18 protein-coding genes are annotated in these 16,330 nt (G+C 71.5%); 12 read left to right on the forward strand and 6 right to left on the reverse strand.

Annotation, left to right across the window (positions count from 1 at the left end):
- The first annotated feature begins 113 nt into the window (after window positions 1-113).
- Together HDA40_RS37685 and HDA40_RS37690 are read left to right on the forward strand one after the other, a co-directional pair.
- Window positions 114-545 (forward strand): heavy metal-binding domain-containing protein, encoded by a 432-nt coding sequence (locus HDA40_RS37685; protein WP_253762743.1) that lies wholly within the window; start codon window positions 114-116, stop codon window positions 543-545.
- Between the two features lie 238 nt (window positions 546-783).
- On the forward strand, window positions 784-1,329 hold the full coding sequence (locus HDA40_RS37690) for an ATP-binding protein (protein ID WP_253762745.1): 546 nt from the start codon (window positions 784-786) through the stop codon (window positions 1,327-1,329).
- 49 nt (window positions 1,330-1,378) lie between these two features.
- On the opposite strand, the gene HDA40_RS37695 is transcribed toward HDA40_RS37690, so the two are convergent.
- Complete coding sequence (locus HDA40_RS37695) at window positions 1,379-2,917, reverse strand: serine/threonine-protein kinase (RefSeq protein ID WP_253762747.1); 1,539 nt, start codon at window positions 2,915-2,917, stop codon at window positions 1,379-1,381.
- A 214-nt stretch (window positions 2,918-3,131) separates the two neighbouring features.
- Here HDA40_RS37695 and HDA40_RS37700 point away from each other — a divergent pair, with 214 nt between their 5' ends.
- Window positions 3,132-5,801, forward strand: a complete 2,670-nt coding sequence (locus tag HDA40_RS37700) for a SpaA isopeptide-forming pilin-related protein (RefSeq protein WP_253762749.1) — start codon at window positions 3,132-3,134, stop codon at window positions 5,799-5,801.
- A gap of 19 nt (window positions 5,802-5,820) precedes the next feature.
- On the opposite strand, the gene HDA40_RS37705 is transcribed toward HDA40_RS37700, so the two are convergent.
- Window positions 5,821-6,273 (reverse strand): hypothetical protein, encoded by a 453-nt coding sequence (locus tag HDA40_RS37705; protein WP_253762751.1) that lies wholly within the window; start codon window positions 6,271-6,273, stop codon window positions 5,821-5,823.
- Complete coding sequence (locus HDA40_RS37710; RefSeq protein ID WP_253762752.1) at window positions 6,270-6,650, reverse strand: DUF6069 family protein; 381 nt, start codon at window positions 6,648-6,650, stop codon at window positions 6,270-6,272. The genes HDA40_RS37705 and HDA40_RS37710 overlap by 4 nt, the downstream gene beginning before the upstream one ends.
- 128 nt (window positions 6,651-6,778) lie before the next feature.
- Between HDA40_RS37710 and HDA40_RS37715 the strand changes: the two genes are divergently transcribed.
- Genes HDA40_RS37715 through HDA40_RS37725 form a run of 3 tightly spaced genes read left to right on the forward strand, consistent with a single transcriptional unit; the run spans window position 6,779 to window position 8,858 of the window.
- Window positions 6,779-7,885 carry a sensor histidine kinase gene (locus tag HDA40_RS37715; RefSeq protein WP_253762753.1) on the forward strand — a complete coding sequence of 369 codons (1,107 nt, stop codon included), beginning with the start codon at window positions 6,779-6,781 and terminating at the stop codon, window positions 7,883-7,885.
- Window positions 7,882-8,526: a response regulator gene (locus HDA40_RS37720; protein WP_253762754.1), complete on the forward strand. Its 645-nt coding sequence runs from the start codon at window positions 7,882-7,884 to the stop codon at window positions 8,524-8,526. The genes HDA40_RS37715 and HDA40_RS37720 overlap by 4 nt, the downstream gene beginning before the upstream one ends.
- Before the next feature lie 44 nt (window positions 8,527-8,570).
- Window positions 8,571-8,858, forward strand: a complete 288-nt coding sequence (locus tag HDA40_RS37725) for a GlsB/YeaQ/YmgE family stress response membrane protein (RefSeq protein WP_253762756.1) — start codon at window positions 8,571-8,573, stop codon at window positions 8,856-8,858.
- 15 nt (window positions 8,859-8,873) lie between these two features.
- On the opposite strand, the gene HDA40_RS37730 is transcribed toward HDA40_RS37725, so the two are convergent.
- Together HDA40_RS37730 and HDA40_RS37735 are read right to left on the reverse strand one after the other, a co-directional pair.
- Complete coding sequence (locus HDA40_RS37730) at window positions 8,874-10,208, reverse strand: hypothetical protein (protein WP_253762758.1); 1,335 nt, start codon at window positions 10,206-10,208, stop codon at window positions 8,874-8,876.
- Window positions 10,195-11,187 carry an NAD-dependent epimerase/dehydratase family protein gene (locus HDA40_RS37735; protein ID WP_253762760.1) on the reverse strand — a complete coding sequence of 331 codons (993 nt, stop codon included), beginning with the start codon at window positions 11,185-11,187 and terminating at the stop codon, window positions 10,195-10,197. The genes HDA40_RS37730 and HDA40_RS37735 overlap by 14 nt, the downstream gene beginning before the upstream one ends.
- A 113-nt stretch (window positions 11,188-11,300) precedes the next feature.
- On the opposite strand from HDA40_RS37735, the gene HDA40_RS37740 reads away from it, so the two are divergent.
- The 5 genes from HDA40_RS37740 to HDA40_RS37760 are packed head-to-tail and all read left to right on the forward strand — an operon-like array spanning window position 11,301 to window position 14,728.
- Complete coding sequence (locus HDA40_RS37740) at window positions 11,301-11,951, forward strand: glycosyltransferase family 2 protein (protein ID WP_253762761.1); 651 nt, start codon at window positions 11,301-11,303, stop codon at window positions 11,949-11,951.
- On the forward strand, window positions 11,948-12,571 hold the full coding sequence (locus tag HDA40_RS37745; protein WP_253762762.1) for a TIGR04282 family arsenosugar biosynthesis glycosyltransferase: 624 nt from the start codon (window positions 11,948-11,950) through the stop codon (window positions 12,569-12,571). Before HDA40_RS37740 ends, HDA40_RS37745 begins: the two co-directional genes overlap by 4 nt.
- Window positions 12,568-13,206, forward strand: a complete 639-nt coding sequence (locus HDA40_RS37750; RefSeq protein ID WP_253762763.1) for a class I SAM-dependent methyltransferase — start codon at window positions 12,568-12,570, stop codon at window positions 13,204-13,206. Before HDA40_RS37745 ends, HDA40_RS37750 begins: the two co-directional genes overlap by 4 nt.
- The gene (locus HDA40_RS37755; protein ID WP_253762764.1) at window positions 13,182-14,306 is read left to right on the forward strand and encodes a molybdopterin-dependent oxidoreductase; all 1,125 of its coding nucleotides are present in this window, start codon (window positions 13,182-13,184) and stop codon (window positions 14,304-14,306) included. The genes HDA40_RS37750 and HDA40_RS37755 overlap by 25 nt, the downstream gene beginning before the upstream one ends.
- Window positions 14,303-14,728, forward strand: coding sequence for a hypothetical protein (locus HDA40_RS37760; protein WP_253762765.1), 426 nt, complete (start codon window positions 14,303-14,305; stop codon window positions 14,726-14,728). Before HDA40_RS37755 ends, HDA40_RS37760 begins: the two co-directional genes overlap by 4 nt.
- Window positions 14,729-14,865: 137 nt before the next feature.
- Here the strand turns inward: HDA40_RS37760 and HDA40_RS37765 are convergent, their stop codons facing one another.
- Window positions 14,866-15,315 (reverse strand): carboxymuconolactone decarboxylase family protein, encoded by a 450-nt coding sequence (locus HDA40_RS37765; RefSeq protein ID WP_253762766.1) that lies wholly within the window; start codon window positions 15,313-15,315, stop codon window positions 14,866-14,868.
- Window positions 15,316-15,398: 83 nt separating this feature from the next.
- On the opposite strand from HDA40_RS37765, the gene HDA40_RS37770 reads away from it, so the two are divergent.
- A complete protein-coding gene (locus HDA40_RS37770; protein ID WP_253762768.1) occupies window positions 15,399-16,280 on the forward strand; it encodes a sigma-70 family RNA polymerase sigma factor in 882 nt (293 codons plus the stop codon).
- The last annotated feature ends 50 nt before the right edge of the window (window positions 16,281-16,330 follow it).

Genomic DNA, 16,330 nt, shown 5'->3' on the forward strand with positions numbered 1-16,330 from the left:
GGTGGTAACAGTGGCATATATCGGATAAGTCAGGCCATGCTGGGGAATTGGTCGACGGCCTCATCTCGTCCTTTCCGGTCGTCGATCCACTTCTCTCGAAAGGCGGGTATGACATGACCGCCCCGAACACCGCCCCCAACCACCGGCTGTCCCTGCGCAACGGCGTCCTCGTGGTCACCACCGACGTGGTCCACGGCCGCACCGTCCAGCACGTCCTCGGTCAGGTTCTCGGCATCGCGGCGCGGTCGAAGAACCCGTACGGCGAGGGTTTCGTCAATCTGCGTACCGGCGGCAGCAACGGCGCCGAAGTGCGCCGGGATCTGCTCGTCGCCTGCCGGTGGGAGGCGGTCGACGACATGACGGCCGCCGCCGCCCAGTTCGGGGCGGACGCCGTCATCGCCATGCGCTTCGATCATCGCCAGGTCACCGAGAGCTGGTTCGAGGTGTGCGCGTACGGGACCGCCGTCATCCTCACCCCGCCGCCGACCGACATTCCAGTAGCTCGTCGGGCACCCGCGTACGCGGAGGCCACACGCCGGCAGTGATTCGCCCGCACTTTTCTGAGAGATTCGCGAAGTGCGGTTTGCCGCGAAACCGCACGGGGTACCGCGCTCGCGTTCGGGCTCACGGTTCCCCACGGAACGTGACCCTATTGTCATGGAAAGTAGTACCTCGACCGACATAGGTGAAAACCGTGGTTGGCCGCTATTGTCGGCGCAACAACGGCCTACGCGTCATGGCGGTGACGCGTCCATCGGGGGTGAACGGGAGGAGCGGGCAATCATGTCCGACCAAGCGGACGGCGGCTCCACAGCCGACCGCGTAGCAGGAGCGCGCCTGGTGCCGGAGCAGGCGGAGAGCCTGCTCGACATCGGGTTCGCCGCCGGCCAGCTGTACCAGGTGAGGCAGACCGTCGTGGCGCACGCCCAATCGGGCGGGGCCGGGCCGACGACGGTCGAGGCGGTTCTGCTGATCGCGAGCGAACTGGCCGTCAACGCGATCCGCCACGGCGGCGGACGCGGGCGGCTACGGCTGTGGCGGACCAACGACGCCGTCTACTGCCAGGTCGAGGATGCCGGTCCGGGCATCGCCGAACCCGAGTCGGCGGGAGCGGATCCGTCCGTGGCCGCGGACTCGGCTGAGACCGGCCAGGCCGGCCGTCGCGGGCTGTGGATCGTCCGCATGGTCGCCGACGACGTCGACATCGAGACCGGACCGGCCGGGACGACGGTCACCACCCGCGTACGCCTGCGGGGTCCCGGCGACCGTAATCACGGGCGCGGCGGGCTGCGTACGTCGGTCTTCGACGACTCGCGAGCGAGGGCCTGACCGCGCGATAAACGACACCCCGATAAACGACACCCCGATAAACGACGCCTCAGCCCCTGCCCTTGCCCCGATTGCCGTGACTGCCCTTGCCGTTGCCATTGGCCGCCACGGAGGACCCCTCCGAGGACGGCGCCGACGTCTGACTCGGCGTCACCATCGGGGCCACCACCCCCAGAACGGTCGGTACGCAGCTCGCCACAGCGTCCGCGTCGCGCAGGGTGAACGCGACCGGCAACTGGTTGCCGCCGGTGTAGCGGCCGGTCACCGAGAGCTTCGCCGTCCCGCCGGCGGCCAGCGCCTGGGTCTGGACTCGGGAGCTGACGGTCGTCCCGTCCTGCTCCCACCACTGCGCCAGCGCCTCGTCGACCTGCTGCCGGCCGGGCAGTTGGAAGGTCAGCCGCCAGTCGCGTACCGGGTCGGGTCCGGTGTTGGTCACCGTCACCGCGGCGGTGAAGCGTTCCCCGGTGTCCCCGAGCACCTGATAGGTGACCTGACAGGCCGGGGGCGCCGGGGTGTTCGTCCATTCCGGAGTCCCGGCCGCCTGCGGGCCGACTGCCGGCAGCCGCGCCGCGGCGAGCCAGACCAGCGCCACCACCGCGATCGCCGCGACCGATCCCACCACGGCTCGCGCGGAGCGCCGCGACGATCCGGCGACGACCAGCGTCGGCCACGCGAGAACGCGAGTCACCGTCTCTGACGACTCCCGAGTCGGGTACGTGTCCAGCAGCGTGAGCCCGTCCACCGGGGCCGCTTCGCCCAGGATGCGGGCGAGGTCGGCGGCGGACGGCCGGTCGGCGGGATTCTTCGCCAGACAGGCGTGGCACGCCTGCGCGACGGACTCCGGCAGCCCGTCGATCTCGGGCAACGGCTCCGGGGCCAGGTTCCGGTGCGCCGACAGCAGCTCCAGCAGGGACGCCGGCCGCCAGGGCAGCCGCCCGGCGAGCATCAGGTAGAGCATGACGCCGACGGCGTACACGTCGGCTGAGGGATGGACCGGCGCGCCGTCGAGCCGCTCAGGTGCGGTGTACGCGGGCGTCCCGACGACCTCCGCGCCGGGCTCGCCGCCCGGCTCGTCCTGGAACGCGCTGATCCCGAAGTCGATCACCTTGACGTCGTCGGCGGTGAGCAACACGTTGCGGGGACTGACGTCGCGGTGCACCACGCCGCGGGAGTGGGCCGCCGCGAGCGCCTCGGCCATCCGGGCGGCGACGGTCACCGCCGACCCCCACGGCAGCGGCCGCCCGGCCAGCAGGTCGGCCAGCGGCACGCCGTCGACCACCTCCATCACCAGGAACGGGACCGGCTGCCCGGTTCGTGTGGAGACTGCGACGCCGTAGTCGTGGATCACCGCGATCGACGGGTGCGACAGCCGGGCCAGCACGCGGGCCTCCGCGCCCAGCCGGGCCCGCGACATCGGGTCGCTGAGCAGCTTGCGGTCGAGGGCCTTCACCGCCACCACCCGGCCCAGGCGTTCGTCGCGCGCCCGCCAGACCGTCGCCGTGCCGCCCGAGGCGATCGGCTCGATCAGGCGATAACGGTCCTCCAGCAGGTCGCCCGCCTCGAAGATCTCCTCTGGTACGCCGGTCATCGCGCTCCTCCACGGCTGTTCCTTCACCGGCGGCCACCGGGCTCCTACTAGTACCCGGCCTCGGCGCTCGTCATACGACGGTCCGGATAACGGATACGTATCGCTATTAGTAGTCGTGTCGCTACCAAACGTTGCGATCGCGGCGTGGCAGGCTTTTCTCGCATCCCTCGCGACATGTGCCAGGCGTCGGCCTGGTCAGCGAAGGGTGGCACCGTTGCGCCGACCGTCTTCCGGCCGCCTCGCGGCGTACGCCGTCGTGCTCGCCGTGCTCGCCAGTCCGACGCTGTGGACGTTGTGGCGATCCGGCCCGGCCGAGGCGGCAGCGGGCGCCACCATCACCATCGAGAAGGGCGCGGACCGCACCGGCGCGCAGACCGTGTCCGGATTGGCCGGGGCGACCTTCGACCTGTACGCCGGACTGTCGACCGGGTCGCCGAGCGGTACCCCGGCCGCGACCTGCACGACGGGCGCCGACGGCACCTGCACTGTCACCGTGCCCGCCCGTACCGGCAACAACCAGGGGTACTGGGTGGTCGAACGGACCGCCCCGGCGGGCTACTCGATCATCTCTCAGCTCAACACCGGCGGCGGCAGCACGACGCCGACGACCTACAACCAGTACTTCACCGGCAACGTCAGCAACAATCAGAGCTACCAGGTGCCGAATCCGGCGACCGGTAACACGAACGCGACGGCCCGCGGCGACTTCTGGGCCGACGTTCGCGACAACCCGTCGGTGCCCGACCGTTGCGGGCTGAACATCGCGCTGCTCGTGGACGTGTCCGGGTCGATCGCGGCGTCCCTGCCGACCGTGCAGGACGCCGCGAACGGGTTCGTCGACGCGCTCACCGGCACGCCGTCGCGGATCGCCGTCTACAGCTTCGCCACCAATGCGAGCGCGCTGCTGGGACCGACCGCGGTGCCGGACAGCGGATCGGCGCAGACCGTCAAGAACGTGATCAACGGCCTGACCGCCGGCGGCGGCACGAACTGGGACTCCGGCCTGTGGACGATCGCCGCCGCGACCACCACCTTCGACGCGGTCGTCATGCTCACCGACGGCAACCCGACGTTCTACGGGCCGAACGCCGACGGCCCCGGCAACTTCACCCGCTTTCGCGAGGTCGAGAACGGCATCTTCTCCGCCAACGCGCTGAAGGCACTCGGAACCAAGGTCGTCGCGGTCGGAGTGGGCGCCGGGATCAGCGGCTCACCCCTCAACCTTCAGGCGATCTCCGGGCCGGTCGAGGGCACGGACTACGTGCAGACCGGCTACGACCAACTCGCCGCGGTCTTCCGCGAGATCGCGCTGCGGACCTGCTCGGGGTCGATCAGTGTGGTCAAGCGGATCGTGCCGCCCCTCGGCACGATCGACGACGGCGTTCCGGCCGGTGGCTGGGAGTTCACCACCACGACGTCCGGCGTCACCCCGGCGTCGGGCACGACCGCCGGCGACTCCGGTGCGGTCAGCTTCGAGGCCGACCTCGCGGGCGCGCCGTCGCTGCCGGTCACGCTGACCGAGACGCCGCAGGCCGGTTTCACCTTGGTGCAGAACGAGGGCCAGAACGCCACCTGCACTTCGGACGGCGACACCATCACGTCGACGAATGCGGGCGCGACCGGCTTCACCGTGCCCGCCATCAGCAACGCGATCGTCACCTGCACCGTCTACAACCGAGCCCCGGAGCCGCCCGCCACGGTGACCGTGAACAAGAAGTGGGTCATCCAGGGCACCCCGTACGACGAGCCCAGCCAGCCCGCCGAGTTCCAGGCGGCGCTGACCCTGACGGGGCAGACCACACCGGTCTGGGGCCAGACCTACGGCGGCTACCTCACGGATGACGTGGTCACGATCGGGGAGACCGTGAACATGGACCTGCTGCCGCCGGGCTGCTCGGTCAGTGCGACCCAGGGCGACATCGGTACCAAGACCCTGGTGGCCGGAGACAACGTCTTCACCGTCACGAACACGGTCACCTGCGAGACCACGCTGAAGCTGGTCAAGAACGTGATCAACCCCTATTCCGACGCCGAACCCGCCGACAGCTGGACGCTCACCGCGTACGCCGAGGACGGGACCGTCGTCTTCAGCGGAACCACGGGCGTCCAGTCGGCGATCAATCCCGGCACCCTCCACCTGCTCGGTGAGACCACCGTGACCGGGTACGCCCAGGACCGGGGTCCCCACGCGGTGATCGTGCCGCCGTCCACCGGCAGTTGGAGTTGCGCGCTGCGGCAGCGTGACGGCACGCTCGGCCCGGAGTACGACGGGCTCAACGGCGGCGTCACAGTCCAGCTGGGACAGCAGGCCGAGTGCACGGCGACCAACCGCGCTCAGCGCGCCAAGCTGACCCTGCGCAAGCAGGTCGACAACACCGGCGGCGGCGACGCCGAGCCGGCGGACTGGCGCCTCAACGCGGTGGCGGGCGGCGGCGCGACCGCGATCACCGGCCGCGACGGCGACGCATCGGTCACCGCCGCCGACGCGGTTCCGGGCGCCGTGTACGCCCTGAGCGAGATCGACGGCCCCACCGATTACACACTGAACTCGGTGACATGTGTGCTCACGGGAACCGACACCGTCGTGCCGACGCCGGGTGACACGCTGACCCCGGGTATCGGGCAGGACATCACCTGCACCTTCGCCAACGCGTTCGTGGCCCCGACGCCGACGCCGACCGAATCGCCGTCCCCATCGGAGTCTCCGTCGCCGTCTGAGTCGCCGTCCCCGTCGGACTCGGCTTCGCCGAGCGTGAGCAGCACGACGCCGCCACCCATTCCCGTGACGGGAACCCCGACGGGACGGATGGCGGCGTACGCGGTGGGTCTGCTGGCGCTCGGCGCCGGGTTGCTGCTGCTGGCCCGCTTGCGACGGCGTACCTGACGGGACGGGCCGGTCGCGGTCAGAAGACCGGACCGTGACCGGTCGCCCCGGTGATCGTGATGATCATGATGGTGCGGCGGCGACGCCGGGTCATCACGGCGAACACGGCGCTGAGCACGACCAGTTCGAGATCCGGCCAGTCACCGGTGACCTTGACCTGGGCCTCGCCCCGGGAGAACGCCGGCAGCCGCAGCTCGATGGTCCGGCCGTCGCGCTCCAAGCGGGCGCCCCGGCGGCCGATCTGCCACCGGACCGGGCCACCGGGACCGGGCACGTGCGAGTTCTGCGGATGCAACCGCACGGCCGGGCCGCTGCCGGCCTGCGCCGTGACGCCGATCCGATAACGGTCGGTGGGATGGACGGTCCATTCGCGGTCACCGAGCCGGATGACGGCCCGCCGCCACCCCACCCCCGTACGCAGTGTCGCCGCACCGAAGTGATACAAGCCGTGGCTCTTGCGTACCTCGGTCATCGGGCGCTCCAGCGCAGGCCCGGGATCACCACGGCGCCGACCGCGAGGTGCAGCGCTGCCAGACCGAGCTTGGCCGCACCGGACACTCCGCCGGTCGGCCCCAGCAGGAGCGACAGCAGCAGGAACCCGCTGGCGATCAGGGTCCAGATCAGCAGCGCCCGGCCGGTCACACGTTCCAGCAGGGCGAGCAGGCCCCAGCCGGCGAGGGCGGAGACGGCGCCGGCGATCAGCGCAGCGGCGAGCGTCACCTCCATGGTCGAGGTGCCGGTCTGCACGGCGAGGTCGATTCCGGCCGGTCCGGACAGCAGGGCGAACCCCGCTCCGGCGACGGCGACGGCGGCGGCGGTGACGCTGAGGCGGCGTACTGATTTCGTCATGCCGGAAGCTTCGCCCCGGCGCACCGGGCGGGTCATCGGTCCGCAAGCCGCCCCGTCTCCTGCTTTGGTCGCGCGCCTACTTCTTAAGTAGGTGGTCGCCGGGCTCCGTCCCTGGTTAGCCTGCCAGCGTGAACGCCCGAAAAGCCGGCCTGACGATCACGCTCGCCGTGATCGGCGCTCTGATCGCGTACGCCCTGTGGGGTGCGAGCCAGAACGACCCCGACAGCTTCCCGCTCGACGTGATCGTCGCGCTCGTGTCGCTCGGCGTCACCGCGTGGCTCTACCGGCAGCCGTTCGCCGGTGGGGTGACCGCCGCAGTGCTCGCCGCGGTCTCCCCGGTCGCGACGCCGGTCGCCAGCTTCGCCGCGTTCCACACCGCCCGGCGACGGCCGTTCCGCGAAGCGCTCGTCGTCACCGTGCTCGGCATACTCGCCCAGGCGGTGCAGGGGATCTGGCGTACTCCGGCAGGGGTTTCCTACGGGTGGTGGCTGCTGCTGATGACGGCGGCGTACGCGGCGCTGCTGGGCTGGGGAACGTGGGCGCAGGCCCGCGCGAACCTGCTCCGGGCGTTGCACGAACGGGCTCGGCGAGCCGAGGAGGAGCAGGAACGCCGGATCGGCGAGGCCCGCCGGGCCGAACGCAACCGCATCGCTCGCGAGATGCACGACGTTCTCGCCCACCGGCTGTCGTTGCTGGCCACCTACGCGGGCGCGGTCGAGTATCGGCCGGACGCCCCGCCCGAGCGGCTGACCGAGGCCGCCCGGGTCATCCGGGCCGGCGCCCACCAGGCCCTCGAGGATCTGCGCGAGGTGATCACCCTGATGCGCTCCGGCGACGACGACAACCCGGACGCCCCCGCCGGACAGACCCTCGCCGACCTGCCCGGACTGCTCGCCGAGGCGCGGGCGGCCGGCCAGCGCGTCGACTTCGACGACGGCCTCGACCTGGACGGCATGCCGCCGGCACTCGGGCGGTGTGCGTATCGCGTGGTGCAGGAAGGACTGACGAACGCGCGCAAGCACGCCCCCGGGCAGGCGGTGACGCTCCAGCTCACGTCCCACCCGGCGACCATCGTGGTACGCAACAAGACGGTCCCGGGCGAGTCGGGACCGGGAGCCGGGACCGGGCTGGCCGGGCTGACCGAGCGGGTGACCCTGGTCGGCGGCGAGCTGGAGCACGAGATCGACGCCGACGGCGAGTTCCGGCTCACCGTGCGACTACCGTGGCCGTCATGATCAGAGTGGTGATCGTCGACGACGACCCGTTGGTACGCGGGGCGCTGACGATGATGCTGGACGGCGCGGACGGCATCGCGGTCGTCGGCGAGGCCGCCGACGGCGCGCAGGCGCTGACGGCGGTCGAGCGGCACGGCCCGGACGTGGTGCTGATGGACATCCGGATGCCCGGCGTGAGCGGCATCGCCGCGACCGAGCGGATCCGGCGGCGCGCCCGGCCGCCCGAGATCATCATGCTGACCACGTTCGACTCCGACGACCACATCGTGCGTGCGCTGCGTGCGGGCGCGAGCGGTTTCCTGCTCAAGGACACCCCGCCGGACCGCATCGCGGCCGCCGTCCGCAGCGTGGCCGCCGGGGAGCCGATCCTGTCGCCGAGCGTGACCCGCCGCCTGGTCGACCAGGTGACGACGGGCGCGGCGGCGGGCGAGAGCGCGCGTGCGACCCTGGCCGCCCTCACCCCGCGCGAACGGGACGTCGTCCTCGCGATCGCCCAAGGACGCTCGAACGCCGAAATCGCCGGAGAACTGCTGATGAGCCTCACGACGGTCAAAGCGCACGTGTCGCACATCCTCACCAAACTCGACCTGACCAACCGTACGCAGATCGCTCTGCTCGCCCACGACGCCGGCCTGATCTGACCGAACCCGCACCTGCGTGCTCGGGATGGCATAGCGTCGAAATCATGATCGGCACGATTTTGTGGGGGATCATCGGCGGCGCCATCGTGGGCATCCTCGCCCGTCTGCTGCTGCCGGGCAAGCAACACATTTCCATGCTCGTGACAGTGATCGTCGGTATCGTCGCCGCGACGCTGGGCGGGCTGATCGCCGACTGGATCGGGGTGGGCGACACCAAGGGCATCGACTGGATCCGGCACTTCATCCAGATCGCCCTGGCCATCCTGTTCGTGTGGCTCGCCGACCGGATGTTCAGCAGCCGGCGTTCGCCACCGGCCGTTCCGGCCCGCTAGCCGGATTCACGGGTATCACCAGACTGTGTGCAGCAGGTGGTTCACGGCCAACGCCGTGACCGCCTGCGCCACGAGCCACGCTTTCCGCCTCGGCAGCAGTGCGGCTGCGGCCGGCAGCCAGATCGCGAACGGCAGCCAGATTCGTTCCACCTCGGCTTTGCTCAGGCCGGACAGGTCCGCCACGACGATCGCCGCGACCGCGCCCAGCGCCAGGATCGCGACCTTCTGCGCTGGATCAGGGTTCTCGGTCGAATCTTGGCCCAAGATTCGACCCGGAACCCTGATCCAATGCGGGCTGCGAGCGCGGCGAGCCCAGCGAGTGGCGTGGCGAGCGGCTGCGGCGACGGCGGCGTACCCGGCTGGGCCGGCGCTGAACGCCAACGCCGCGAGGTTCGCCCACACCCAGTACCAGTAGGGACGCTGGGCGGCGATGCCCTGGTAGTAGCGCACACGGACAGCGGCGTACCCGTCGAACCACCAGAACCCGGCGGCGGCGAACGCGGCGATCGGGAGCACCGCGCCAGCCGACGCCCACAGCAGCGGTCGCCAGCGCCGGGCGGCGACGGCGACCGCCACGGCGAGGAAGGCCATCAGGACCAATCCGTACGACAGGAACACCGCGTATCCGAAGAGTAATCCGGCCGGCAGCGCCCAGACCGCACGGCCGGTGGCCAGCAGGGCGACCGCGACCGACGTGACCCCGAGGAACAGGCCGTCGGCGGAGACGCCGACCCAGACCGCGCCCGGGAACAGGATCACGAAGGGCACGGCGGCGCGAGCGACCTCGGGAGAGCCCAACGAGCGGAGCGTGGCCGGGACGGCCACCGCAGCCAGTGATCCGACCGCGATGCACACCAACGCCGCAGGTACGCCGCCCGCCAACCCGATCCGGTCGAGCCCGGCGAAGACCAGCAATGCCCCGGGTGGATGCCCGGCCGCCTGCGTGTTCCACGAATCGGGCTGGAAGTCCAGGATGCGGTCGGCGTACCCGCGGATCATCGAGGGGATATCCCCGGTGTGGGGGAGCGCGGCGAGGTATTCCGCGTCGACGGTCAGCCGGGTGGCGACCCCGTCGTGCCAGCCGTCCACCAGCGCCAGGCTCAGCGTCCAGCCGAATGCGGCGGCGTAGGACACCGCCATGAGGCGACCCCACGGCCAGGACGTGGGCAGCGCGAAGATCACCAGCGCTGCGATCACGACGGCGGGGATGGTTCCGGGACCTGCATGGGGATCCCGGAGGGCGTACAGGGGAGCGGTGGCGGCCTGGACGTCGACGTGCTGTCCGACGAGGACCGCCGCCACGACCAGCGCGATCGTGCCGGCCAGGACGAGGAGGTCAGGCCGCCGCAAACTCCGCCATCCCCTCCTCGAACGGGACGGCCGCAGTGAAGCCGAGTTCGGTGCCCGCGCGGGCGGGTGAGGCGACGATGTGCCGGACGTCGCCCGCCCGGAACTGCCCGGTGACGACCGGATCCGGCCCGGCCATCACGCCGGCCAACGCGATGGCCAGATCGCCGACCGTCCGGGGCGCGCCTGAGGCGATGTTGAACGCCCGGAACGACGCGGTCGCCGGATCATCCACCCAGGACAGTGCGGCCAGGTTGGCGGCGGCGACGTCGCGTACGTGGACGAAGTCGCGGCGCTGGCCGCCGTCCTCGAACACCTGTGGCGCACGCCCTGCGGCCAGCGCTGACCGGAACAACGCGGCGACCCCGGCGTACGGGGTATCGCGGGGCATCCCGGGACCGTAGACGTTGTGGTAGCGCAGGGCGGCGCACCGGCTGCCCGACGCGTGCGCCCAGGCAGCCGCGAGGTGCTCCTGCGCCAGCTTCGTGGCCGCGTACACGCTGCGGGGGTCGAGCGCCGCGTCCTCGTCGATCACCTCCGGCGTCACGCCCGCGCCACACCGCGGGCAGGTGGGCTCGAACAGGCCCGCGCTCAGATCCTGCTCGTGGCGCACTCCCGCCCGCACCGGGCCGTGCTCCAGGCACGTGTACGCGCCATCGCCGTACACCACCATGGAGGACGCGAGCACCAGCCGGCGTACGCCGTGCCGGGCCATCGCCGCCAGCAGCACGGCGGTGCCCAGGTCGTTGCAGCCCGCGTACTCGGGCAAGTCCTGCAGGTCGACGCCGAGGCCGACCATGGCCGCCTGATGGACGACGGCGTCGACGCCGGAGACCGCTCGGTCCATGGCGGCGGGGTCGCGGAGGTCCGCTCCGCCGGGCAGCGCCCGGTCGAAGACGCGGACGTCGTGTCCGGACGCGGTCAGCAGATCGACGACGGAACGGCCGATGAACCCGGCCCCGCCGGTCACGAGAACCTTCACGCCACTGACGGTAAGGGCCGCGGAGCGCCGCGCCGGGGAGGTGTCACGGGTTCGTAAGGATTTCGCCGGAGTCGTTAAGAATATGCGGCGGACTTCGACGGTACTTTGCCTTCATGGTCGACATAATATTGCCGTGCCTCAATGAAGCTGCCGCATTGCCGCTGGTGCTGACCGGTCTGCCGACCGGCTATCGAGCCATCGTGGCGGACAACGGATCGACCGACGACTCGGTCGCGGTGGCCCGCGCGTTCGGCGCCGAGGTGGTCCACGTGCCGCAGCGCGGGTTCGGCGCGGCCGTCCACGCTGGACTCGAAGCGGCCACCGCCGACGTGGTCTGCATAGTGGACGCCGATGGCTCGTTCGACCTGCGCGACCTGCCCCGGGTCGTCGAACCGGTGGTCGCCGGGCAGGCCGACCTGATGCTCGGCCGGCGTACGCCCGGCCCCGGCGCCTGGCCATGGCACGCCCAGCAGGCCAACCGGCTGCTCGCCTGGTGGCTGCGCGGCGAACTGGACGTCGACATCCACGATCTCGGTCCGATGCGGGCCGCCCGCCGAACGGAGTTGCTGGGTCTCGGTCTGCGGGACCGGCGGTTCGGCTATCCACTGGAGATGATCGTCGCCGCCGCCCGGGCCGGCTGGCGCATCGCCGAGGTGCCCGTCGCGTACGCCCCGCGCGCCGAGGGCACGAAGTCGAAGGTGACCGGCACCGTGCTCGGCACCGCCCGCACCGTCCGGGACATGACCAAGGTGCTGGCCGGATGAGGGCGCAGGTGCTCGTACTGGCCAAGGAGCCGGTGCCGGGCCGGGTGAAGACCCGCCTCTGCCCGCCGTGCACGCCCGAACAGGCGGCGGCGTTGGCGTACGCGGCGATCGAGGACACGCTCGACGCCGTCGACGGCAGCTCGGCACGCCGACGGACGCTGGTCGCCGACGGAGTCCTGCGACCGCGTACGAGGTGGCGTCTCGTCCCGCAGAGCGCCGGTGACCTCGACGTACGCCTCGCGCACGCGTTCTCGCGTACCGCCGCGCCGGCAACGGCGACGCTGCTGATCGGCATGGACACGCCGCAGGCGACGCCGGCCCTGCTGGACGAGGCGGCGAAGGCGGTCGAGGACGCGGACGCCGCGCTCGGGCTGGCCGAGGACGGCGGCTGGTGGGCGCTGACTCTGCGCGATCCGGCCCACGCCGAGCTGCTGCGGGGCATCCCGACCTCTCGGCCGGACACCGGCGAGCGGACGCTGCGGCGGCTGCGGGCCACCGGGCTGAGCGTCGTCGACCTGCCTGTGCTGCGCGACGTCGACACCGCCGCCGACGCCGTGGAGGTCGCCCAGCAGTGTCCGGACGGCCGCTTCGCCGCCGCCGTAGCGAAGTGCCTCGGATGATCACCGCCCTCGCCCTCTACGGTGGAGCGCTGCGGCGCGACACCCGGTTGCACGTGCTCGACCTGGCCGGGCGTTCGCTGCGGCACCTCGACACCGGCGCGTGGCACCGGCTGCGTCCCGGTGACCGCGGTGTCCTCGACCGGTGCGGCGGTCCGACGCTGGACGTCGGCTGCGGACCGGGCCGGCTGGCCGCCGCCCTCGGCGCGACCGGGATCGCCGCGCTCGGCATCGACGTCAGCCCGACCGCCGTACGCCTAGCCCGCCGCCGCGGCGCGACCGCCGTGCACGCCGACGTCTTCGGCCCCGTCCCCGGGGCGGGAACCTGGCGGCACGCGCTGCTCATCGACGGCAACATCGGCATCGGTGGCGACCCGGCACGGCTGCTGCGCCGGTGCGCCGAACTGGTCGGCTCGACCGGTACGGTGCTGGTGGAGACCGATCCGCCCGGGACCGCCTGCTGGTCCGGCCCGGTCGTGCTGCACGACGGCGACCGCGAGAGCACGCCGTTCCCGTGGGCCCTGGTCGCGGCGGACCGGCTCGGCGGGCCGGCGGCCGAAGCGGGCCTGCGCGTTTACGAGACCTGGCATGAGACCGGGCACGAGGAGGGTCGATGGTTCACCTGCCTCGGGCGGTGAGCCGCCTGCGGTCGCCCCGGCTGACCAGCCAGCTCGGCCTGATGCTCGGCGTCGCGTTCGCGATCTGCCTGCTCACCGGGTATCTCAGCCATGCGATCCAGCACCCGCCCGGCTGGTTCTTCTGGCCGCCGCGGCCGGTCGGCCTCTACCGGGTCACCCAAGGCCTCCACGTCGCGACCGGCATCGCGATCGTCCCGCTGCTCGGCGCGAAGATCTGGTCGGTCTACCCCAAGCTCTTCCGCTGGCCACCCGCCCGCGACGTCGCGCACGGCCTCGAACGGCTGAGCCTCGCGTTGCTCGTGGCTGCGGCCGGCTTCCAGGTGCTCACCGGCCTGCTCAACATCGCCAGATGGTACGCGCCGATGGGGTTCTTCTTCACCGTCGCTCACTTCTGGACCGCCTGGATCGCCGCAGGCGCGATCGCAATCCACATCGGAGTGAAGCTGCCCGTGATCCGCCGCGCCCTGACGGCCAAGGTACGCCCGGCTCCGGCCGATGACGGGTGGACCCGGCGCGGTTTCCTCGCCACCGTCGGGGCGGCGATCGGCGTCGTCACCGTGGCCACGGTCGGCCAGACGGTACGCCCGCTGGCCGGGATCTCCGTGCTCGCGCCGCGCGATCCCCGGGTCGGAGTCCAGGGTGTGCCGGTCAACGGGTCCGCCGCGGCGGCCGGCGTACGCGACCGGGCGCTGCATTCGGCGTACCAGCTGGAAGTGATCGGCCCGAGCGGCACGAAGCGGTTGTCGCTCGCGGACCTGACGGCTCTGCCGCAGCGGGCCGCAAGCCTGCCGATCACCTGTGTGGAGGGCTGGAGCGCGGACGCCGTGTGGACCGGAGTGCGGCTGCGCGACCTGGTGGCGCTGGTCGGCGGGGGACCGGACGACACGGTGACGGTGGAGTCGTTACAGGAGAACGGCCCCTATCGGCTGTCAACTGTGGAGCCGCCGCACGCGCGCGATCCGCTGACGCTGGTGGCGTTGCGATTGCACGGCGAACCGCTGGATCTGGACCACGGCTACCCGTGCCGGCTGATCGCGCCGAACCGGCCCGGCGTCCTGCAGACCAAATGGCTCGCCCGGATCACGGTAGGCGTGGCATGACCCTGATCCGCCGCCTGCTCGTCGCCTCGGGCGTCGTCCTCGTAGTGGTCGGCGCGGTCGGCGTCCTGCGCTCGGCCTCGGTCGGGCTGTGGCCCTACCTCCGGTTCCTCGTCGTCAGCGCGCTGTACGCCGACCTGCTGGTGATGCCGCTCGTGCTGCTCGCGGGAGTGCTCGCGACGCGGCTCCTGCCGCCGTGGCTGCGGGTGCCCGTGCAGGGTGCGCTCTACGTCTCCGCCGTCGTCACGTTCGTCTCGCTCCCGCTGCTCCTGGGCTACGGGCGGGACGTCAGACTGCCGTCCGCGCTGCCCCGCGACTACCCGCGCGGCCTGCTTCTCGTGCTGGCCGCCGTGTGGACCGTCGCCCTCCTCCTCGCCCTGTACCGCCTCCTCCGCCGTCCTCCCGCGCGCCCTCCCGCGCGCTGACCTCCGCCGCCCTCCCGGGCGCCCCTCCCGGGCGCCCCTCCCGGGCCGCCCTCCCGACGCTCTGGTGCAGATCACGGTTACGCAGGCTTCCCCAGCCCGTTTTTGCCTGCGTAACCGTGATCTGCAACGATCCCGGCTTACCAGGTCTTGCCGGCCTGCTCCCGGATCGTCCGGTTGATCCGGTTAAAGAAGTTGGTCAGCGCGATATTGAGGATGATCGCCGAGAGCTGCTTGTCCCCGAAGTGGGCGGCGGCGTCAGCCCAGATCTCGTCGGTGACTCCTGCCGCGCCGTCCTGAATCCGGGTGGCCGCCTCGGTCAACGCCAGCGCCGCCCGCTCCGGCTCGGAGTAGAACGGCGTCTCGCGCCAGGTGACCACGTTGTGCAGGCGCTCGTCGGTCTCCCCGTTCTTCTTCGCCGTCGCGACGGCGGCGTACACGCACGGGCTGCACCCGTTGATCTGGCTCGCGCGCAGGTGAACCAGCTCCAGTACGCGCGGATCGACGCCGCCGGAGTGGATCTCCTTGTACAGGTGCTGGATGGCGGTCATCACATCGGGACTCGCCGCGCTCTTCAGCCGTGCTTCCATCGAACTGCTCCCTCATTCGGTTACCTGAGCCCTTCCGGGCCCGTCATCACCCATGACGGAGCGGTTCTGAGGAAGGTAACAACATGCCCGACACCAGCCCGGCGGACCTTGTGGCCGCGGCCTTCGAAGCTCAGCGCGATCGACTGCACGCGGTGGCGTACCGCATGCTCGGGTCGCACGCGGACGCCGACGACGTGGTTCAGGAGGCCTGGCTGCGGCTCTCCCGCCAGGACACGGACGTCATCCAGAACCTCGCCGCCTGGTTGACCACCGTCGTCGGCCGGATCAGCCTCGACGTGCTGCGTTCGCGTCAGACCCGGCCGGAGGCCGCCTACGACGGGCTGACCGATCTCGTGGTGACCGCCGACGACGGCGGCGATCCGGAAGAGGACGCCGCACTGGCCGATTCGGTCGGGCTCGCGCTGCTCGTCGTCCTTGAATCGCTGGGACCGAGCGAGCGGCTGGCCTTCGTGCTGCACGACCTGTTCGGGGTGCCGTTCGACGAGATCGCCCAGATCCTCGGCAAGTCCACCGACGCCGCCAAGATGATGGCCAGCCGCGCCCGTCGGAAGGTACGGGCGAACGAGCCACCGTCGTCCGCGCCACCGGAGCAGCGTGCGGTCGTCGACGCGTTCCTGACGGCGGCCCGGAACGGGGACTTCGCGGGCCTGCTGCGCGTCCTGGATCCCGAGGTGAGACTGACCATCGACGCCCCGGGCGGCGAGATCGTCGTGCTCGGCGCGACGAAGGTCGCCACCGGCGCGCAGCTCGGCGTCGGAGCCGGCGCGGCCTCGGCGGGCCGTTCGGTGCTGGTCGACGGCCGCCCCGGAATGCTGGTCTGGCGGGCGAACGGCAGCCCGATGTCGCTGCTCGCGTTCACGGTCGTGGACGGTCGCATCGCGGCCATCCTCGCGGTCACCGACCCGGCCCGGCTCGCCTCCCTGGACCTCCCCGAGCCCCTGTGACCCGCTTGCCGTCGGCCGCTCGTTGGCCGCTGCCGCTTGTTAGGCGCTGG

Origin of the sequence: Hamadaea flava (genome assembly GCF_024172085.1) — a bacterium.
Taxonomy (GTDB): Bacteria; Actinomycetota; Actinomycetes; order Mycobacteriales; family Micromonosporaceae; genus Hamadaea; species Hamadaea flava.